The organism is Methylobacterium sp. J-072, assembly GCF_022829425.1.
Lineage (GTDB): Bacteria > Pseudomonadota > Alphaproteobacteria > Rhizobiales > Beijerinckiaceae > Methylobacterium.
The window spans coordinates 1-20,275 of the sequence record NZ_JAKSYK010000136.1 but is presented as its reverse complement, the minus strand read 5'-3'; the positions used below and the strand labels follow the sequence as shown (position 1 = coordinate 20,275).

At 68.1% G+C, this 20,275-nt stretch carries 17 protein-coding genes and 1 tRNA gene; 7 read left to right on the top strand and 11 right to left on the bottom strand.

The annotated features are described in order from the left end of the window. Positions 1–99: 99 nt before the first annotated feature. Both MKK67_RS15525 and MKK67_RS15520 read right to left on the bottom strand, forming a co-directional pair. Positions 100–324: a hypothetical protein gene (locus MKK67_RS15525; RefSeq protein WP_243965979.1), complete on the bottom strand. Its 225-nt coding sequence runs from the start codon at positions 322–324 to the stop codon at positions 100–102. A 392-nt stretch (positions 325–716) separates the two neighbouring features. After that, a complete protein-coding gene (locus tag MKK67_RS15520; protein WP_243965977.1) occupies positions 717–1,580 on the bottom strand; it encodes a class II aldolase/adducin family protein in 864 nt (287 codons plus the stop codon). Between the two features lie 206 nt (positions 1,581–1,786). Between MKK67_RS15520 and MKK67_RS15515 the strand changes: the two genes are divergently transcribed. From MKK67_RS15515 to MKK67_RS15495, 5 genes are all read left to right on the top strand, one after another. After that, positions 1,787–2,692 carry a LysR substrate-binding domain-containing protein gene (locus MKK67_RS15515; protein ID WP_243965974.1) on the top strand — a complete coding sequence of 302 codons (906 nt, stop codon included), beginning with the start codon at positions 1,787–1,789 and terminating at the stop codon, positions 2,690–2,692. 147 nt (positions 2,693–2,839) lie between these two features. Further along, complete coding sequence (locus MKK67_RS15510) at positions 2,840–4,216, top strand: NAD(P)H-dependent oxidoreductase (RefSeq protein WP_243965972.1); 1,377 nt, start codon at positions 2,840–2,842, stop codon at positions 4,214–4,216. A 474-nt stretch (positions 4,217–4,690) separates the two neighbouring features. Then, positions 4,691–5,332, top strand: a complete 642-nt coding sequence (locus MKK67_RS15505) for a TadE/TadG family type IV pilus assembly protein (RefSeq protein ID WP_243965970.1) — start codon at positions 4,691–4,693, stop codon at positions 5,330–5,332. A gap of 11 nt (positions 5,333–5,343) precedes the next feature. After that, positions 5,344–5,952: a TadE/TadG family type IV pilus assembly protein gene (locus MKK67_RS15500; protein WP_243965968.1), complete on the top strand. Its 609-nt coding sequence runs from the start codon at positions 5,344–5,346 to the stop codon at positions 5,950–5,952. Beyond that, positions 5,937–7,268, top strand: coding sequence for a TadE/TadG family type IV pilus assembly protein (locus tag MKK67_RS15495; protein ID WP_243965967.1), 1,332 nt, complete (start codon positions 5,937–5,939; stop codon positions 7,266–7,268). Before MKK67_RS15500 ends, MKK67_RS15495 begins: the two co-directional genes overlap by 16 nt. A gap of 45 nt (positions 7,269–7,313) precedes the next feature. Here the strand turns inward: MKK67_RS15495 and MKK67_RS15490 are convergent, their stop codons facing one another. The 3 genes from MKK67_RS15490 to rsgA all read right to left on the bottom strand — a co-directional run bounded on the left by MKK67_RS15490 (position 7,314) and on the right by rsgA (position 10,525). Further along, entirely contained in the window at positions 7,314–8,072 is a 759-nt protein-coding gene (locus tag MKK67_RS15490) for an SDR family oxidoreductase (protein WP_243965965.1), read from the bottom strand. A gap of 70 nt (positions 8,073–8,142) precedes the next feature. Continuing rightward, complete coding sequence (locus tag MKK67_RS15485) at positions 8,143–9,357, bottom strand: ABC transporter substrate-binding protein (RefSeq protein ID WP_243965962.1); 1,215 nt, start codon at positions 9,355–9,357, stop codon at positions 8,143–8,145. A gap of 133 nt (positions 9,358–9,490) precedes the next feature. Next, on the bottom strand, positions 9,491–10,525 hold the full coding sequence (gene rsgA, locus MKK67_RS15480) for a ribosome small subunit-dependent GTPase A (protein ID WP_243965961.1): 1,035 nt from the start codon (positions 10,523–10,525) through the stop codon (positions 9,491–9,493). Between the two features lie 213 nt (positions 10,526–10,738). On the opposite strand from rsgA, the gene MKK67_RS32645 reads away from it, so the two are divergent. Further along, the gene (locus MKK67_RS32645) at positions 10,739–11,119 is read left to right on the top strand and encodes a hypothetical protein (RefSeq protein WP_279601658.1); all 381 of its coding nucleotides are present in this window, start codon (positions 10,739–10,741) and stop codon (positions 11,117–11,119) included. A 2-nt stretch (positions 11,120–11,121) separates the two neighbouring features. On the opposite strand, the gene MKK67_RS15470 is transcribed toward MKK67_RS32645, so the two are convergent. From MKK67_RS15470 to tsaE, 6 genes are all read right to left on the bottom strand, one after another. Then, positions 11,122–14,127 (bottom strand): PAS domain S-box protein, encoded by a 3,006-nt coding sequence (locus MKK67_RS15470; RefSeq protein WP_243965960.1) that lies wholly within the window; start codon positions 14,125–14,127, stop codon positions 11,122–11,124. 477 nt (positions 14,128–14,604) lie between these two features. Then, a complete protein-coding gene (msrA, locus tag MKK67_RS15465; RefSeq protein ID WP_243965959.1) occupies positions 14,605–15,123 on the bottom strand; it encodes a peptide-methionine (S)-S-oxide reductase MsrA in 519 nt (172 codons plus the stop codon). Between the two features lie 260 nt (positions 15,124–15,383). Beyond that, entirely contained in the window at positions 15,384–16,460 is a 1,077-nt protein-coding gene (locus tag MKK67_RS15460) for a catalase family protein (RefSeq protein ID WP_243965958.1), read from the bottom strand. Between the two features lie 490 nt (positions 16,461–16,950). Continuing rightward, positions 16,951–17,027: transfer RNA gene (locus MKK67_RS15455), tRNA-Arg, on the bottom strand. 115 nt (positions 17,028–17,142) lie between these two features. After that, entirely contained in the window at positions 17,143–17,883 is a 741-nt protein-coding gene (locus tag MKK67_RS15450) for a nucleotidyltransferase family protein (protein ID WP_243965957.1), read from the bottom strand. Between the two features lie 83 nt (positions 17,884–17,966). Further along, positions 17,967–19,544 (bottom strand): tRNA (adenosine(37)-N6)-threonylcarbamoyltransferase complex ATPase subunit type 1 TsaE, encoded by a 1,578-nt coding sequence (tsaE, locus tag MKK67_RS15445; protein WP_243965955.1) that lies wholly within the window; start codon positions 19,542–19,544, stop codon positions 17,967–17,969. Positions 19,545–19,911: 367 nt separating this feature from the next. On the opposite strand from tsaE, the gene cynS reads away from it, so the two are divergent. Then, positions 19,912–20,275, top strand: a 364-nt coding sequence (gene cynS, locus MKK67_RS15440; protein ID WP_243965953.1) for a cyanase, incomplete at its 3' end; no start/stop codon positions are given.

Genomic DNA, 20,275 nt, shown 5'->3' with positions numbered 1-20,275 from the left:
ATCGGGACGCATTACTTACGTACAGGCTGGCCTATATGGTCAAGCTTGGCAACCCCGCCCCTCGAAAACCCGCTGGATCATTCCGCCCATCGCCGCGGATCAGGACGCCAGCGCCAGATCCGCACCGGCGCAGCCCAGCCCGACCAGGAACAGGCAGCCGCCCATCCCTTCGAGGAGGGCGCGGTACCGGGGCGCCCACAGGGATGCGGCGGCCAGGCTGGTGCCGGCCACCACACAGAACACACCCAAACCCATCATGACGGCCTCCCCGTCGACCCGCGACGCCAGGACGACACGGTTCAAGCCCGAAAGGTTGCCGGCCATGCGGGTTGTCGACAGGCAAATCTGACCGGCGCGCCTATGGAGGGCGTCGACAGCAGAAGGGTCGGCCGCGACGCGTACGCTCTGCCGTGCGGACCAGCAGAGTCACGCATCGGGTGGATCATCCTCGGTTGGACGATAGGCTCGCTCCGAAGCGAACACCCGCCCGCCCTCCCCCCTCTGCGGGCTATCGGATTCACGCGCGGGTCCCCTCTCCCGTGCGGGAGAGGGACAGGGTGAGGGATGCGCGCTTTCCGGAAAAACCTGGTCCCTCACCCCAACCCTCTCCCGCACGGGAGAGGGGGCGCGTGGCGGCTTTCGCAAGACGATGTGCGACCATCGTAGTCCGCACGGGAGAAGGGATCCGGGTCGCCCGAAGCTATCCCGTCACCACCTCATTCGAACATGTCGGGCTGCGTGGCGGCGATGTGGCTGTAGAGCGTCTGGAAGTGCAGCCAGCCGATATAGTCGCTGCCGACATGCTCGCGGCTGTAGCGCGCGGTCTTCTCCGACAGGAGTTGCGGCTTGATGCCGGTAGCCTCGACGAGAAGTTGCTGCTGGCAGGCCCGCTCCAGGGCGATGAACCAGAACGCCGCGTCGTCGATGCTGTGGCGGCTGCAGGTGAGCAGGCCGTGGTTCTGATGCAGCACGCCGCGGTTGCGGCCGATCTGCTGAGCCACCGAGAGGCCGCTCGCCTTCTCCACCGCCACGGCACCGGCCGAGGCGCCGATCACCGCGTGGCTGTTGTAGAAGGCGGCCGCATCCTGGCTGATCATGTCCAGCGGGCGGCCGGTGGCGCACCAGGCGGTGCCGTAGGTCGTGTGCGCGTGGCACATCGCCATGACGTCGGGATGCTCGTCGTGCACGGCGGCGTGGAGCACGAAGCCGGCGCGGTTGATCGCGTAGCGCCCCTCGACCACGTCGCCCTTGTGGTCGGCGAGGATCAGGTTCGACATCCGCACCTGCGAGAAGTGCACGCACATCGGGTTGGTCCAGTAGAGCTCCGGACGCTCGGGATCGCGGATCGTGAGGTGCCCGGCGAAGCCGTAATCGAAGCCGTGCATCGCGAAGGCCCGGCAGGCGGCCACGAGGTGCTGCTTGCGGTATTCCCGCGCCTCGGCGTGGCTGGCGAACTGGGGGATCTCCGGGAAGATCAGGCCCGCCTGCTCGGGCTGGTAGATCGAGGTCCGCTTGCGGCCCGCGCTGTCGTTGGGCAGGTCGATGGCGATGTCGCTGTCGTGGGCATGGTCGTCGAGCATGGCGTGTCCTTTTTTTTCCAGGCAGGGCCGAGATCCAGCGGCTGTCGGTCAGACGCTCGGGCTGGACGGCACCCGGATGCGTTTCCTCGGTCTTCGTCGTTGTCTCGGCCGTCTTCGCAGCCAGACCGGCACTATCGTGCCGGCCGCTCGTCTTGACAAACGACGATTTTTCACTGTTTTCGTGAATCCAATTCACGGATCGCAGGATGCGGCGGATCCCGAGCTTTCCCGCCCTGCGGGCCTTCGAGGCGGCCGCGCGCCTCGGCAGCTTCGCCCGGGCGAGCGAGGAGCTGCACCTGACGCCCTCGGCGGTGAGCCACCAGATCCGCGCCCTCGAACGCACCCTCGGGCGGCCCCTGTTCCGACGTGCCAACCGCCAGGCGACCCTCACCACCGACGGCGAGCGCCTCTGTGCCGGCCTCGGACAGGCCTTCGACGCGATCGAGGCGCTCTGCGCCGAATTGAGCCCGCCGCCGCCCTCGTCGCTCGCCGTGCATTGCACCCCGAGCTTCGCCGCCAAGTGGCTCGGGCCCCGGCTGCATGCCTTCGTGTCAGCCCATCCCGAGATCGGCATCCGCCTCTCCAGCAACGCCGACCCGATCGACCTCGGCCGGCACGAGGCGATCGACATCCTGATCGCCTATGGCCGGCCGCCGCGCGGCCCAGGCCTGACGGTCGAGTCCCTGGGCCTGGAGGAGATCGCGGCCCTGTGCACGCCGGATCTCGCCCGGGCGATCGGGTCGATCGAGCCCGCCGCCATCCAGGGCTTCACCCGGCTGGACTCGTCGTTCAGCCCGGTCCGCTGGCCAGACTGGTTCGCGCAGAACGGTTTTCCCGCCCCGGCTGCCCCCTCCGGGCCGGCCTTCGACCGCGGCTCCCTGGTGATCGCGGCGGCCATCCAGGGGCTCGGCGTCGCCCTGGAGAGCCTGCGGTTCGCCAAGGACGAGCTCGGCGCCGGGCAACTCGTGCGGCTCGGCGATGGCCGCCTCGAGAGTCTGTACCGGGACCTCCACTTCATCTGCTACCGCGAACGGGACCGGGATCTGGAGAAGATCCAGGCCTTCCGCCGCTGGCTTCTGGAACAGGAGCAAGAGAGCCGGGCCGCGGGCTAAGGCGATGCTCGCCGGTCGCAAAGTGCCGCCGTCGCCGCATGGGCAGGCGCCGAAACGCATGATAATTCCGATCCCACGTCAATGTGCAAACGCGGCGGGGACGGGCCCCAAGGCCCGACCGACCGCGCACCACGCCGGGAGAGCGCCATGTCCCTGTTCGCCAAGCTGCAGCGTCGCGCCAGCGAAGGCCGCCCGGTCCGCGTCGGCCTGATCGGCGCCGGCAAGTTCGGCTCCATGTACCTGTCGCAGGCACCCCGGACGCCGGGTATCCACCTCACGGCCGTGGCCGACCTCTCGCCGGATCGCGCCCGCCAGGCGCTGCTCCGGGTGGGCTGGGACGAGGCCCGGTTCGCGGCGCCCAGCCTGGAGGAGGCCGCGCGGACCGGCGCGACCTGCGTCACCGACGATGCCGACGCCATGATTGCCAGCCCGTTCGTGGACATCGTGATCGACGCGACCGGCAGCCCGGCCGCCGGCATCCACCACGCCCTCCAGGCTTGCGAACACCGCAAGCACATCGTCATGGTCAACGTCGAGGCCGACGTGCTCGCCGGGCCGCTGCTCGCCCGCCGCGCCGCCGAGGCCGGGGTGATCTATTCCATGGCCTCCGGCGACCAGCCGGCGCTCATCGCCGAGTTGGTCGACTGGGCGCGCACGATCGGGCTTGAGGTGATCTGCGCCGGCAAGGGGACGAAGTACCTGCCGGCCTATCACGCCTCCACCCCCGACACGGTCTGGGGCCATTACGGCTTCAGCGCCGAGCAGGTCGCGGGCGGCGACTTCAACGCGCAGATGTTCAATTCCTTCTTGGACGGCACCAAGTCGGCCCTGGAGATGGCCGCGGTGGCCAATGCCTGCGGGCTGACGCCCCCGCGCGACGGCCTCGCTTTCCCGGCCTGCGGGGTCGACGACCTGCCCACGGTCCTGCGGCCGGTGGCGGATGGCGGCATCCTGACCGAGCGCGGCACCGTCGAGGTGGTGTCGTCCCTGGAGCGGGACGGGCGCCCGGTCTTCCGCGACCTGCGCTGGGGCGTCTTCGCGGTGTTCGAGGCGCCGAGCCGCTACGTGCAGGAGTGCTTCGCGCAATACGGGCTGAAGACCGACGCCAGCGGCCGTTACGCCGCCACCTACAAGCCCTACCACCTGATCGGTCTCGAGCTCGGGATCTCGGTCGCCTCGATCGCGGTCCGGGGCGAGGCCACGGGCGCCACCGGCGAATGGCGCGGCGACGTGGCGGCCACCGCCAAGCGCCCCCTGAAAGCCGGCGAGCGCCTCGACGGCGAGGGCGGATTCACGGTCTACGGCAAGCTGATGCCGACGGCCGATTCCCTCCAGCAGGACGCCCTGCCGATCGGGCTCGCGCACAACCTCGTGCTGACCCACGACGTCCCGGCCGGCGGGGCAGTCCGCTGGAGCGACGTGGCCTACGACACCGACCACCAGGCGATCCGCATCCGGCGCGAGATGGAAGCGCTGTTCCGCGCTGAGTTGGGCCTTGGCTCAGCCGCGCAGAGGGTCGCCTGACCGACGGGTCCGCTTGGCGGACCATGTCGGGGTTTCCGTCGCCACGGCGGTCATCCGGGACGGGCTCGCGACGGTGGGCGGTCATGGCGGCTTGATCGCCGTGGATGCGTGCGGGCGCGTCGCAATGCCGTGCAACACCGAGGGCATCCTGTCGGTCGATGCCTTGAGCGTGGCTTCACCACCTCCCCGAGCCCGCTCCCGGGCTCCTCATCGACATCGGCTGTGAGGGTCGCGGATCTACCGCTATAGGATCGCCCTTTGAGAGGGGATTTAGGCCGTCCGTCTTCATATCGATTGGTAACCAACGGTCAGGCAGACGAAATCGTCTGGTAATCGCGCCCATTCCGGCAACGGATTGGCAAGGTCCACGCCGTCAGTATGGCCGGGCTGTCACACGATGGCTCCCGGCTTGGGGATCACGGGCCTTCACGCGACGCACGGACCATGTGGATAGGCCTTCAGGGGGAGAGCGAGATGGGTCGCGCAACGACCGCGCGCGCATCCCGCATCGTCCGCCGTTCGATCCTCCGTGCCCTTCATGCCTTACCCCGTCACCGGGGCGGGGCCTCGGCGGTCGAGTTCGCCCTCGTCGCGCTGCCGTTTCTGGCCCTGTCCGGCGCCATCTTGGAAGCCGGCGTCACCTATTTCGCGCAGGAGATCCTTCAGCAGGCGGTCGCCGACGCAGGCCGCCAAATCTACACGGGCCAATTCCAGACGGCCAATACCAGCATCACCGACACGACGACCCTGCTCAACAATTTCCGCACGGCCATGTGCTACCCCGGTGGCCGGGCACGCATCACCGTTTTTCCCTGCTCCAACGTGCGGGTCAGCATCACAAAGGCTACGAGCTTTGGCTCGGCCACCCCCGTGCAGGCGACAGCCACGAACGCGACGACGGGCATCTCGAACTGGAATGCGAATTTCCCGTCCTACACCTGCGCACGGGCCGGCGACGTCGTCGTCGTTCAGGCGGCCATCGATGTACCGGTCTATTTCCCATTGCTGGGGGCTGCCTACGCGACGCTGCCGAACCGGCGGCGCCTGATCCAAGCGGCGACCGTCTTCCAAGTCGAGCCATTCAACTCGACCGCCGCTTGCCCGTCCAGCTCTTGAGCAGTCCCCTGATGGTCTCGTCCGCACAGCGACTGGCGCGCTTCCGGCGCGACGCAGGCGGCATCGCAGCCATCGAGTTCGCGATGATCCTGCCGCTGCTCATCACGCTTTACTTCGGGCTGACGGAACTCGTGCGTGCCATCGACACGGGAAGAAAGACCACCCTGTATGCGCGGACCATCGCCGACCTCTCGGGGCGCGCGACCAACGGCAGTCCGACAACGACCGACATGGCCGCAATCGTCAATGCCGCCGGTTCGATCATGCGCCCCTACCCGACGACCAACGTACAGGTCGCCATCCATGCCATGGGTGTCGAAAGCATTTCCGGTGGGCTCTACGGCGGCGTCTGCTCGAGTTACCCGCAGAACGCTCGCCCGGTCCTCACGCTCAACGGCAACAGCGGTCTGCCGGCCACGCCTGCGACCTTTCAATACGACGGCGCCCGTTATGTTTTAGCTGAGGTCACCGTGTCCTACGCGCCGATCATTGGCTCGAAGCTTTATCAATCGATCTTCGGGGCAAGAGGACTGGTTTTCAGCCGCCAGATTTCGTGGGCACAGCGCCTCGACAAGGGCGAGGTGGTGATGCCGGGAGGATCGAAGTGCCCGACCTATTGAGCGCGTGGCGAGCCTGGCGCGACGCGGCAGCGCGCCCGGAGCGAAAGGGCATCCTTCAACATTTCTCGCGGCGTTTCTCGGAGGCACGAAGCGGACAGGTGGCGATCATCTTTGCCTTGATGGTCGTTCCAATGCTTTATGCTGCGGGTTCAGCCATCGATTATGGTCGGCGCAATGCCGTGAAAGCTCAACTCGACGCAGCGGTCGATGCCGCCGTCCTCGGCGTCATCACGCAGAAGACGAACATCATGACCCCCGACATGCTCGCCAGCGCGCGCACGCAGTTCATGGCGGATGCCGCAAAGCTTGGAGGCGTCACGATCACCTCGTTCGTCGCACTTCCATTGCCGGGCGTCACCCAAGTCGGACTGACAGCGAGTTACACGGCGACCGTGCGCACGACGCTCGGCAGCATGATGAACGTGACGACGATGAATATTTCAGGGCAATCGGGCAGCGTTCGGAATATCGCGCAATACATCGATTTTTACTTATTGCTCGATAACTCACCATCCATGGGTCTGGCGGCGACCGCAGCGGACATCTCCAACATGCAACGTGTGGCGAACGGCTGCGCATTCGCCTGCCATCTGCTCAACAGCAATGGCACGGAAAACACCAACGATAACTACAATATCGCCAAACGCAACAACATCAAGCTTCGCATCCAGGTCCTTCGCGACGCCGTATCCAATCTCGTCGATTCCGCAAAGTCGAGCATGAATCTGACGCAGCAATTCCGCATGGAGATGTGGACGTTCAGCGACATACAAACGCGCTTGATCCAGCTGACGCCATCCCTCGATCAGGTGAAAACAGCCTCCAATCAGATCGATCTGGCGTATTCTTATCAGGACCAGCGCGACAGTCAGACCGCCTATGAGCGCGCGATCGCCAAGATGACGACCACGATCCCGGCCAGCGGCAATGGCGTCACCGCGCTGACCCCGATACGGTTCCTGTTTTTTGTGACGGACGGCGTGCAGGATACGCCCATCGACGGCACGATGAGCAATCAAAGCGCCGGATTCAAAATCAACACCAATCGATTCATCAGCGCCATCAGCCCGTCCACCTGTCAGGCAATGAAAAACAACAACATTAAAGTTGGCATCATATACACCCAGTATCTTCCGCTGTATAATAATGATTTCTACAATGACAACGTCAAGCCATTCGAAAACAACATAGGTCCGATGCTGAAGAGCTGCGCAACGGACGGTTTGTATTTCCCCGTCACGACGGACGGCGACATCAATCAGGCCATGCAACAGCTGTTTAGTGCGGCGCTCGCTTCCGTGCGGATCACGAATTGATAGCGAGACCGAATTCCGACCCCTGCGAAACCGAAGACCGGCCCCTCAGAGCTTCACGCCTTCCAGGTAGCCGCGGTTCCAGGTCGGACTGATGAGGATCTCGTTGACGCACACGGAGGGCGGCAGACGGGCCACGAACAGGATCGTGTCGGCGAGGTCCTCCGATTGCAGCATGCGCCCCTTGTCTTCCGCCGTGACGGGGACGGGACGCTTGTCCAGGATGGGCGTCGCGACCTCGCCGGGACAGATGCAGCAGGAGCGAATGCCATGGCCGCATTCCTCCTGGTTCAGGCTCTCCGAGAGCGCGACCAGCCCATGCTTGGCGGCGGAATAGGCCGGCCCCGTCAGCTTGGAGACGTAGCGGCCGGCCCAGGAGGAAACCTGAATGATCAGGCCATCCCCCTGAGCCCGCATCGTCGGCAGCACCGCTCGGGATGCGTAGAAGGGCCCGTTGAGGTCCACGCCGACCACGGCGTCGATGTCGGCCGGCGTGATCTCGCTCCAGCTCCGCTTCGGCACGTTGAGACCCGCCGAGTTCACCAGGATGTCGCAGCGCCGGTAGGCGGCGTGGACCGCCGCCCAGGCGCGCTCCACGTCATCGGCCCGGCGCATGTCGGCCGGCGCCACCAGGGCCTCTCCGCCCGCCGCGCGAACGCGGTCCGCGGTTCGCTCCAGAGCCTCCCGCCCACGTCCCGTGAGCGCCAGCCGCACCCCCGCCTTGGCGAGGGCTACCGCGGCGGCCTCGCCGATGCCGGACCCGGCCCCCGTCACCCAGGCGACCTGTCCCTCGATCTCGCGCAGCATGTCGGGCTCCCTCTCAAGCTCACTGGCCGTACGAGGCCTGCTACGATCGGGGGTGACCGGCTGCCGGCCTCTACCCCTTGTTCACGAGCGGGCAGCCGCCCTCGCCGAGGGGGCGGAACGCCTGATCGGCCGGAATGGTGTCGAGGAGCTTGTACAGGTCCCACGCGCCCTTCGACTCGGACGGCGTCTTCACCTCGAACAGGTACATCGGGTGCACCTTGCGTCCGTCCGCCCGGACGGAGCCTGTGCCGAAGAGCGGGTCGTCCGTCGGGTTTGCCTTCATCCAGGCCATCGTCGCCTGCGGGTCCGTCGACTTCACCGCGGCCACCGCCTTCAGGTAATGCAGCAGGCTGGCATACACGCCCGCTTGATTCATCGTCGGCATGGTGTCGCCGTGGCGCTTGTAGAACCGCTCGGAGAAGGCCCGCGTCCCGGGGTTGAGGTCCCAATAGAACGATTCCGTGAGCACCAGCCCCTGCGCGGTCTGCAGGCCGATCGAGTGGACGTCGACGGCGTAGATCAGGAGCGCAGCCAGTTTCTGCCCGCCGTCGGTCAGCCCGAACTCATGGGCCTGCTTCACCGCGTTGATCGTGTCCCCGCCCGCATTGGCCAGCCCCACGACCTTCGCCCCGGAAGCCTGCGCCTGCAGCAGGAAGGACGAGACGTCGTTGGCCGGGAACGGGACGCGGGCCGAGCCCAGCACCCGTCCGCCGCCCGTGTCGATCACGGCGGCGGCTTCGTTCTGCAGCGAGAGGCCAAACGCGTAATCGGCCGTGAGAAAGTACCAGGTGTCGCCGCCGCGCTTGAGCATGGCACCCGCCGTGCCGTGCGCCAGCGCGTAGGTGTCGTAGGTCCACTGGATCGTATTGGGCGAGCATTGCTTGCCGGTCAGCTCGGTGGTTCCGGCGCCCGAGTCGATGAAGATCTTGTTCTTCTCGCGCGTGACCTGGCTCACGGCCAGCGCGACCGAAGAGGTCGGCACGTCGAGGATCGCGTCCACGTTGTCCCGGTCGTACCATTGCCGGGCGATGGCGGCGCCGACATCGGGCTTGTTCTGATGGTCGGCGGAGACGATCTCGACCTGCACGTCCTTGTTCGTCTGCGCGAAGTCCTCGACCGCCATCTTGGCCGCGACGACCGAGCCCTTGCCGCCGGTATCCGAATAGACCCCGGACATGTCGTTGAGGACACCGACCTTGACGCGGATCGGCTCGGCCGAAATCGGCCCGGTCATGGCGGCGAGGCTGATCGCAGCCGAGACGATGCAGCACCGGATCAGCGCCATGGCAGACCGTCCTCCGAGGCGAATTCTTGTTGCCCCTACGAGGACACGCCCGGCGACCCAGCGTCAAGCGTCGTCCGGCAACCAGAAGCGGCAGAGGACGCCGCCTATAATCGCTTCGGGATTGTGGAGACGCCTATCGGCCGGCCTTTTGACGACCGCGCGGCCCCGTGGACACCGGGGTGTTGTCGCGGTTCTCGGTGAGCAGCTTGCGCCATCGGGTCAGCCGCTCGGGATCCAGCCGGCCGTCGGCGACGGCGGCTTGTACGGCGCAGCCGGGTTCGTGGGCATGCGTGCAGTCGCGGAACCGGCACGCGGGCGCGAGTTCGGTAATCTCGGCGAACAGGGTCGCGATGCCGTCGGCCGCGTCGCTGACCTGAAGCGTTCGCATCCCGGGCGTGTCGATGACCCAGCCGCCGCCGGCGATGGCGTGCAGCGAGCGCGCCGTCGTGGTGTGGCGTCCCTTCGCGTCGTGCTCGCGGATGCTCCCGGTCTCCTGGGCCTCGTCCTGGCTCAGGCCGGTCAGGGTGTTCACCAGGGTCGATTTGCCGACACCGGAGGAGCCGACCAGTGCGACGGTCTGTCCGACGCCGCACCACGGCGACAAGGCGCTTGCAGCCTCCGGGAGACGGGGATTGACGGTCACGACCGCCAGACCGCGCTGCAGCTCGGCGGCTTGGCGCTGGTAGGATTGCACATCGGCCGCGGTGTCCGCCTTGGTGAGCAGGATCACCGGGTTTGCGCCGCCCTGATTGGCCAGAGCCAGATAGCGCTCGAGCCGAGCCGGATTGAAATCCGCGTTGCAGGATGTGACGACGAACAGCGTATCGACATTGGCCGCGGCCACCTGCAGCGTCTTGCTGCCTTCGGTGTGGCGCTCCAGGACCGACCTGCGGTTCAGCCGGCGGTGCAGAGTCTGGGTCTGGGGATCGACCAGCACCCAATCGCCCACCGCGAAATCGCCGGTGTTCGTGTGAACCGGGAGCGTCAGCTTGACCGGTCCGGTGAGCGAAAGAGCGGTCAGGCGGGAGCGATGGACCGTGGCGATCCGCATGCGAGCGAGATCGGTCTCGTGGCGCTCCAGCTGGTCGTCGAAGAAGCTGGACCAGCCGAGGCTGTCAGGCGGCACGGGATGGAGGCAGACGGCATGATCAGTCACCGACCAAGCCATGACACGGCATCCCGCTCATAGCCAGCGTCCAAATCGTAGCCTTACAAGCTCAGCAGGAGGACGCGTTTGCCTGGACGATCCCCTGCCGCCGCCAGAATCGAGGCGTGCAAGCGCCGCTCTGGTTCAAGGGGCCATCCGAAAGCCCTGAGCGCCGAGGAGAGGCGTCGTCCCGGCTCGGCGATATGCCGATGGAGCGGTAGCCCCCCGACCGTCGTGACCCGGGCGATCCGGCTTCGGCGGCGGGTCGGGATCAAGGACAGGGGGACGGAAACCGAGGCGCTACGGCGGCGGCAACGGAACGAGCGGCACGTGCATGCGCCGAACGGCGACGAGCGGACCTCGGCCTCCGGGACCGACCTGTTGTTCACGGCGGCGGAGACAACCCGCATGCCGCAGTTCGTCACCAACGTGAACCTGCCCGACAATCCCATCGCCTTCGCCAACCGCGCCTTCCGGGACCTCTGCGGTCAAGGCGCTGACGCGTCGATCGGACGGAACTGCCGGTTCCCACAGGGACCCAACCGACATCGCCGCGCGCCCGCTTCGTCATCGGCCAAGACATTCCGGACAGCGGCGACGGATGGTGAAAAATGACGTCAGGCCGCCGCCTCGTCGCGATGGTCCTGCATGGCCCGGAGCGGCGCTTCCAAGTGGCAGACGAGGCCGGTCGGGGCGTAGGTGAGCTGGACATGCCCGCCCACCTCGCCGGCGAAGCTGCGCTCGATCAGGCGCGAGCCGAAGCCCCGACGCGTCGGCGGCGAGAGGATAGGCGGCCCGCCCTGCTCCGACCAGGTCAGACAGAAGCGTGAGGCCCCGTTCGCCTTCACGACGTGCCAGCACAGGTCCACGGCGCCGGATTCGTTCGCGAGCGCCCCGTACTTGGTCGCGTTGGTGGCGAGTTCGTGCAGGGCGAGCGCCAGCGACAGCGCGGATTTGGCCGCCAGGGGAACGTTCGGGCCGCTCACGCGGATGCGGTGCGGGGCAACGCCGCGATGCACCGCCAGCGCCCCGTCCACCACCTCCTGGATGGGAGCCTCCGTCCAGCTCGACGCGGTGAGGATATCGTGGGCGCGTCCCAGGGAGATCAAGCGGGACGCGAACGCCTCGCGCATGGCGTCGACGTCGGTGGCGCCGCGCAGGGTCTGGCTGGCGATGGCCTGGACGAGGGCGAGGGTGTTCTTGACCCGGTGCTGGAGCTCGCCCGTGAGCAGGCGCTGGTGCTCCTCGGCCCGCTTGCGCGCCGTGATGTCGAGCATGGCGCCGATCATGCGGATGGCGCGGCCGTCGCCGGCGCGGATGACGTAGCCGCGATCGAGGATGCTGGCGTAGGAGCCGTCCGCCCGCTGGAAGCGGTATTCGCTGCTCCAGACGAGGCCTGTGCCATCGATGACCGCATGGATCGAGGCGTCGACGCGCGCCCGGTCGTCGGGGTGGATGTGGGCCATCCACCAGTCTCCGGTGGGTTCGACCGCGTCCGGCCCATAGCCGTGGGCGGTCTGGAGGGCCTCGTTCCACAGGATATGGTTCGTCGTGAGGTTCCAGTCCCAGATCGCGTCGTTGGTGGCGCGGGAGGCCAGCCGGTAGCGCTCCTCGGTCTCGCGCAGGATCTGCTCCGCCTTCCGGCTTTCCGTGACGTCGCGCGCCGTGCCGATGAGGCGCACCGGTCGATCGCCCGCGAACAGCGTCTGGCCCTTGGCCGAGACCCAGCGCTCGACGCCATCCTCGGGGGCGACAACGCGGTACGTGATGTCGTAGGCGCCGTTGCCGGCCGGATCGAGCGCGGCCCGGACCGCCTCGTCCGCCCTGGCCCGGTCGTCCGGGTGCAGGCGGGCCAGGTAGACGTCGAGGTTGACGGGTGCGTCCGGTCCGAGGCCGAAGAAGGCGCGGGTGCGCAGGTCCCATTCCAGCACGTCGGCGACGAGGTCGTAATCGAAGATACCGGTCCCGGTCGCCTCGACGGCGAGGCGCAGCTGCTCGCGCGCCTTGCGCAGATCCTCTTCGATCTGCCTGCGGTCATGGATATCGGTGTTGCTGCCGAGCCAGCCCGTGACGGCACCGCCGGCATCGCGCATCGGCTCGGCGCGGATCAGGTACCACCGATACTGCCCGTCATAGCGGCGCAGGCGCGCCTCGGTGTCGTAGACGATCTCCCGCGCGCGGGCCTCGTCCCAGACGCTCAGCAGGCCGTCCAGGTCGTCCGGGTGGATGACCTCGGCCCAGCCGAACGGCAGCGCCTGCTCCGGCGTCTGCCCGGTGTAGGCGAACCAGCGGTCGTTGAGGTAGCTGACGCCGCCGTCGGGATTACCGAACCAGATGATCGCCGGGGCGAGCTCGGTCAGGGCCTTGAAGCGGCGCTCGGCGACCTTGCGCTCGTGGATGTCGAGCGAGGTCCCGATCCAGCTCTGCACGGTCCCGTCCGCGTTGGGGATCGGCTTCGCCCGGGACAGGAACCAGCGGTGTTCACCGTCCGCGCGCCGAAGCGGGAACTCGATCTCGTAGGATTGGCCCGAGCGCGCCGCCGCGAGCCAAGCCTGCCGCGTGGACTCGCGGTAATCGGGATGGATGACGGACATCCAGCTGGCCTCTCCGGTCACGCCGGGCGGCAAGCCCGTGTAATCGTACCAGTAGGCGTTGCAGTAGGTGACGTTGCCCTCGGCATCGCCGAACCATACGACCTGGGGGCTGACCTCGACGAGCGAGCGGTAGCGCATCTCGCTCGCCTGCAGGGCCGCCTCGGTCGCGCGCCTTTCGGTGCGGTCGCGCAGGATCTTGAGGAAGCCGATGACGTCGCCGTCATCCGCCTTCAGGGGCATCAGCTCTCCCGAGGCCCAGAAGCGGCTGCCATCCTTGCGCAGGTGCCAGCGCTCGTCGGGAGCGCTGCCGTTCTGCAGCGCGAGGGCCATCTCGGTTTCCGGCCGGGCACCGGCACGGTCCTCCGGCGTGAAGAACAGGGCTGCCGAGTGGCCCAGCATCTCGGCCTCGCTCCAGCCCAGCACGTTCTCGGCGCCCGCATTCCAGCGCGTGACGTTGCCCCGGGCGTCGGTCGCGATGATCGCGTAGTCGGTCGCGCTGTCGAGGATGCGCTCGTGCAGCAGGCGCTGCTCGGCCTGCTCCCGCAGCGCGCGGCGCAGTTCCATCTGCACCATGGTCTGCCGGGCCAGGCGCATCAGCCCCTTGCGCTGCCGCTCGGTCAGTTCGTGAGGCTTCGTGTCGAGAACGCAGACCGTGCCGACGGGATGGCCGTCGGGCGTCTTGAGCAGGGCCCCGGCATAGAAGCGCAGACCGGGATCGCCGACGACGAGGGGGTTTCCGATGAACCGCGGATCGCGCGCGGCGTCCTGAACGTAGAGAAAATCTTCCTGCAGCAGGGCTTGGCGGCAGAAGGACGATTCGAGGGGCGTCTCGCGCACGCCCAGGCCGACCTCCGCCTTGAAGAACTGGCGGCCGTCGCCGATCAGGTTGACCACGCCGATGGGCGCTTCGCAGAGCTCCGCCGCAGCCTCCGCGATCTCGTCGAAGTCGCTCTCGCGCGGTGTGTCGAGCAGGCGGTAGCTCTCCAGCGCCCGGAGGCGAGCCGTCTCGCTCGTTGGGGTCGAACGCATCGTGAGATTACACTCGGGGCTGGCGGATCGGTCCATCGCGCACGGTTACGTCGGAAGGCCCGAAGGCCTCGGAGACGTCGCCCCGCTCCATGCCTTGCGACGCCGGGTCGTCACCCGACGAAGGATACAGGAAAGCTGCTCGACCGAATCAGGCGCGCGCAGGAGATCGAGGCCGTCCCGGGCCGATAGGTGGCTTAAAGCCGTTCCCGATCGCGTTGCAATCGGGCTGGCCTTTCCGCTTCGGACTCACCGCCCTCGCTGACGCCGGCCCGGTGTCCACGTCGGCGGCGAGCGCTCCAGCCGGACGCCGGCCGATCTCTCAGGCCAGGGCGACGCCGTCCATGGGGGCCGGAATCAGCCACGGGCGGCCTCGCCCGTCATCGGCGTCCCCGCGATCATTGCGCGGGCCGGAGCTTCGTCGCGGTCAAACAGGCGCGGAGCCGCGAACGACTTCGCTCCGGCGCCCGCGCTCGACGCTCAGGCGTCCTGCGACGCCGGGGACCGGACCGGCAGCGTCCAGTTCGGCCTGATGAAGTGGCAGGTGTAGCCATCCGGCCGGCGCTCCAGGTAATCCTGATGCTCCGGCTCGGCCTCCCAGAACGGCCCCGCCGGCGCCACCTCGGTCACCACCTTGCCCGGCCAGAGCCCCGACGCGTCGACATCGGCGATGGTATCCACCGCGACCCGGCGCTGCGCGTCGTCGAGATAGTAGATGGCCGAGCGATAGCTCAGCCCCCGGTCGTTGCCCTGCCGGTTCGGAGTCGTGGGATCGTGGATCTGGAAGAAGAACTCCAGGATGCGCCGGAAGCTCGTCTTGGCCGGGTCATAGACGATCTCGATGGCCTCGGCATGGGTGCCGTGGTTGCGGTAGGTCGCATTCGGCACGTCGCCGCCGGTGTAGCCGACGCGGGTGGTGATGACGCCGTCCTGGCGCCGGATCAGGTCCTGCATGCCCCAGAAGCAGCCGCCCGCCAGTACCGCTCTCTCTTCGCTCATCGTGCTTCCTCCGTAGGACCGAAGCGTCCCGTCATGTCCCATAGATGGGGACTCCGATCGCGCTTCGCCCCGCCCGGGGGCGATAACGCCCGCGGGAATTTTTCGTGCTTCCCGATCCGGCGCCCCTTCAGCAAGCCTCGACCCTCATGCAGGCGCAGGCGTCGGGCAGCGCCTTGCCGCAGCCTGCCGGACCTTGCGTGCGCCAAGAACGATGAAGATGACGGCCGCCGCCACGATCGGATGGCGTATGCAGGCCTCCCTCAGCGCCCGGCGCCGGGCTCGTGGATTGGGCAGCCGTTGAAGCGCTGGCGGAACTCGGCCGAGTGCCGGTAGGGCGCGTTGCGGGCGCGGTTGATGTTACCCAGCGGTCGGTGCGCGGCGAGCCCCGTCCAGACGCTGAAGCGCATCTCCTCATCCACGGTGCGGACGCGAGACTCCTCCCAACTGTCCTGCGGACGGACGGTGATCAGGCCGACCCGCTGGAACGGCGCCTCGTCTTCGCTCCATTCGACGGTCGGGTCCTCGACGGGCTGGCGCTCGAGGTCGCGGCAGAGCTGGACCCGGAATTCCCACACGCCTTCGATCCCCGTCATCTCGGAGCGCACCGTCTCGCGGATCGCGTTCGGGCGGCCGGAGGCATCGATCTCGGTGCCGGTGAGCGCGGTCAGGCCCGGGGCGACGGGCGCGATCGAGAACTTGGCGATGTGGTCGCCGTACCGGAACGGGGTGACGCTGTAATAGGTCTCGCCGAGGGGATCGACGTTGGGCGCGCCGCCGAGCGAGCCGATGGTCGGGCTCTCGATGCCCACCGCCGTCAGGGCCTTGTTGACGCCGCGCAGCACCGTCGAGGCCGCGACCTTCAGGCCCTCGACCCGGTCGGTGGTGCCGGCGAGCAGCTTGAGGCTGCCCAGGAACTTCCGGGCGTTCGGCGCCTGGAAGACCTTGCCGTTGACTAGGATGAAGTTCTGGGTCGTGCCCTCGGCATCGGGGAGGCGCTCGCCCGCGACATCCAAAACCTTCAGGGCGAGGCCCCGGGGCAGCGAGACCGCGTCGGGCAGGATGTCGCCGGCATTGGTCGACAGCCGCATGTAGACCTTGTGCTCGCCGGACTTGGCGAACAGCCCCTGAGCCAGTTCCGGCGGCAGGCTCGGATCGATCCGAAGGACGCCCTCCAGGATGCCGTGCGCCTTGGCGTGGACGGAGCGGACGGCGTGGCCGGAATCGTCGGCGACCGTCTTGAGAATGGTATCGAAGGTCTCGTTCAGTCCCTCGATGGTCTTACCCTCGTCGGGCAGCACGTGCTCGACATCGGGGCTGTAGCGGACAGGTGCTTGCAAGGTCAGGGACTCCGGGGCGGTTCGGTTTCGGAGCGAACAACGCTGGCCGTCTCCCCGTTCCGGATTGCAGACCGTTCAATTGTCCGTGAACAATTTCCGGGGAATGCTAAGATGGACGGTGATTGGCCCACGACGCCATCGACCTAATGGATGCGCTCGGCCGCGGGACCGTCAAGGTCGCTGGTCATGACTGGGGCTCGAACGCCGCCGTTCCGGCAGTGCCAGCGTCAGTGGAACCACTGGTTTCTGGGGACCAAGCGCTGCCAGAAATCCGTGGAGGCCGACCTCAAGGGGTTCGGCCGCATCATGTGGGAGACTTGGGGCTCGGCTGGCTGGTACGACGCGCGACTTTCGACGCCGTCCTCGCCTGATAGACGGCACAGGTTCGAGCGCCGCTCGCGCGGGCGGTAGCCATCACCGAGCGGTTGCGCTGTGACCCACAGCGTTACCCGAAGTGCATTCGGCAGATTATGAAATGATAGCTGCGTGTTGGCGCGCCCGAAAGGATTCGAACCTCTGACCCCCAGATTCGTAGTCTGGTGCTCTATCCAGCTGAGCTACGGGCGCCTGACACGGCGGCGGGGGCTTGGCCCGCCGGTGTGAAGGGGCTTCTAGAGGCTCGGATCCGGCTTGGCAAGACTGTTTGGTGAGACCGATTATGCCGAATGCGTAGCAGCCGGCGCTATGGCGTCCGGGCGCTTGCGCGGACGCGCTCCTCGGCCGCTTGGATCGCCTCCGGGGTGCCGACATGCAGCCACTGGCCATCGAGGCGCATGCCCGAGAGCCGGCCGGTGGCGATCGCCCGGTCGAACAGGAGGTTGAGCGAGAAGGCACCGTCCGGCGTGTCGGCGAAGAGGCCGGGCTGCAGGATCGCCACGCCCGCGTAGATGAACGGAGCGATCTCGCGCTCGCCGCGGCGCTCCAGGCGGCCGTCCGCGTCCATGACGAAATCCCCTGCCCCATCGTAGCCGAGGCTGGTGGCGGTGGGGGCGACCAGCAGCAGGGCGTCCATGCGGTCCAGATCCCAGGCGGCGATCAGCCGGCGCAGGTTGGGGGCCGGGCCTTCGAGCCAGAACGAATCCGAGTTCAGGACCACGAAGGGCGCGTCGCCGAGCAGCGGCAGCGCCTTGCGGATGCCGCCGCCGGTCTCCAGCAGCGCGGCCCGCTCGTCCGAGACCTGGATGGCGGGCCCCTCCGTCCGGCGGGCGAGATGCCCCTCGATGAGGTCGGGCAGGTAGTGGACGTTGACGATCGCGGTCTCGATCCCGGCCTCCGCGGCCCGGTCGAGGGCATGGTCGAGGAGAGCCTTGCCGGCCACCTCCACCAGGGGTTTCGGCACGGTGGCGGTCACCGGCCGCATGCGCTTGCCCAGGCCCGCGGCCAGCACGAACGCACGGGTGACGACGGGGACGGGCTCGCTCATGCGGGAATCCGGATCAAGCATTGCAAGTCATGGTTTCAAAAGGTCCGAGACCTTTTGCGGGTGCAGGGCGGAGCCCTGCGGGCTCAGGCCTCCTCCTCGGATGCGACCAGGCCCGGCAGGTGCGCCGCGTGCCAGGCCCGCAGCTCGGCGAGCGCCGGATGGGCGAGGTTGCGGGCGAGATAGCCCTCGATCCGCGGCAGGTGGGCGAGGTAGCCGGGCTTGCCGTCGCGCCGCTCGAGCCGGGCGAAGATGCCCAGGATCTTGGTGGCGCGCTGGGCGGCCAGCAGCGCGTAGGCGGTGGCGAAGGCGCCGACATCGAAGGCCGGGTCCCGGCCGCGGCGCTCCCGGGCGTAGAGGCCGAGCAGCCGCAGCTCGAACTCGGCGCTGGTATCGACCCGGGCATCCTGCAGCAGCGAGGCGACGTCGTAGGCCGGGTGGCCCATCACGGCGTCCTGGAAATCGATCAGCCCGACCCGCTCCAGCCCCTCCCGCTCGGGCAGCCAGATCAGGTTCGGCGAGTGGTAGTCGCGCAGGGTCCAGGTGGCGCGGTCGGGCACCGCGTTCTGCAGAGCCGCGCGCCACAGGGCCACGAACTCCGCCCGGGCGTCTTCCGACAGCGCGACGTTCCGGATCGCCGGGGCGTACCATTCGGGCATCAGCTCCGCCTCGAACAGCAAGGCCGCCTCGTCGTAGACGGGCAGGACGTGCTCGATGCCGTCGGCCACCGGCAGCACCGCGGGTAGCGGCGTCGCGTGGAGCTTGGCGAGCAGGCGCACGGCCTCGGTGTAGCGCTCGGGCCGCGGCGCGCCGCCCTCGACCACGGGCTCGCTGCCCAGATCCTCCAGGATCAGCAGGCCCTCGGGCAGATCCTCGCCGTAGATCTTCGGCGCCGAGAAGCCGAGCGCCCGCAGGCCGCGGTCGAGGGCCACGAAGGCGTGGACGCTCTCGGCCAGGTGCACGATCGCGCTGTAGGGCTTGCCGTCGCGGACCGGCGGGCCGTCGGGCCGGGGCGGCGCGATCATCAGCACGGCGCTGGTGCCGTCGGGCTTGGTCAGGCGCTCGTAGGCGCGGGACGAGGCGTCGCCCTGCATCAGGGTGCGCTCGGCGATGTCCCAGCCGCTGCGGTCGAGGAGGCGGCGCACCGCCCGGGCCCGGTCGAGCCGGGCGCGCATGCCGCCGGTGCCGTCGATCCGGGCGAGGCGCGCCTCGGCGCCGAATTCGGCCCGCAGCGACAGGTCGATGGTGAGCACCGGGCCGTCGCGGGGCGGCATCCGGTCGGGCCACTCGACCAGGGTGATGGCGTCCTCGGCCATCTCGTCGAAGCCGAGCTCCACCAATTCGTCGGGGTCGCGCAGGCGGTAGAGGTCGGCGTGGACGATGGCCCGGCCGTCGCGGGCCGTGTAGGGCTGGATCAGCGTGAAGGTCGGGCTCGGCACCTCCAGGCGCGGATCGCCGGCGAGTTCGCGGATCACCGCCCGCGCCAGGGTGGTCTTGCCGCCGCCGAGGCCGCCCGAGAGCGCCACGACGTCGCCCGGGCACAGGAACTCGGACAGGAACAGGCCGAGATCCTCCGTGGCCGTCTCCTCCGGCAGCACGAATTCCCAAGGTGCCGGCGGCGCGGATGCGCCCGCCCTCTGTTCGTCCTGATCGTCCCCGTCCAAAGCCCGCCTCCGAGACCCGAGGGCGCATGGTCCGAAAACACGCCGCGGATGCAAGCGTTTCCGGCCGCGGCGGCGCGCTTCCCGCCGGTCCGGTGCATCGAAACCACGCTTCGCAATGTCTTCGCAGCGGAAACATCCGGTGCGTCGCGAATTGTGATCTCTGCGAAGAATTGGCTGGCGCAGCCCTTGCAACCGCGCGGTTTCCGCGCGTCTCAGCCGAGACCGCGGGCCGCGTTCCGTGCCCGGTGCCGACCGATGCCCCCCGTCGGTTCCGGTCCGGGTGCGCACCCCGCCCGGGGTGGGGTGAGGCCGCTCGCCCCCCGCGGCCTCACCCGAACCAGCCTGACGAACGAGCACGGAGCCCCGAATGAAGCGCGCCGACCTGACCGAGAAGCTTCTCGACATCAAACGCGAGAAGGGCTGGAGCTGGGCCCACATCCACGAGGCGATCGGCGGCCTCTCGCCGTTCCTGATCACCGCCGCCTGCATGGGCCAGATGAAGCTGCCCAAGGCCCAGGCCAAGCGGGCCGCCGAGCTGTTCGGCCTGACGGTCGCCGAGGAGCGGATGCTCAACGAGGCGCCCTATCGCGGCTCGATCCCGGCGATGCCGCCCACCGACCCGCTGATCTACCGGTTCTACGAGCTGGTGATGGTCTACGGCACGACCTTCAAGGAGCTGATCCAGGAGGAGTTCGGCGACGGCATCATGTCGGCGATCGACTTCAACATGG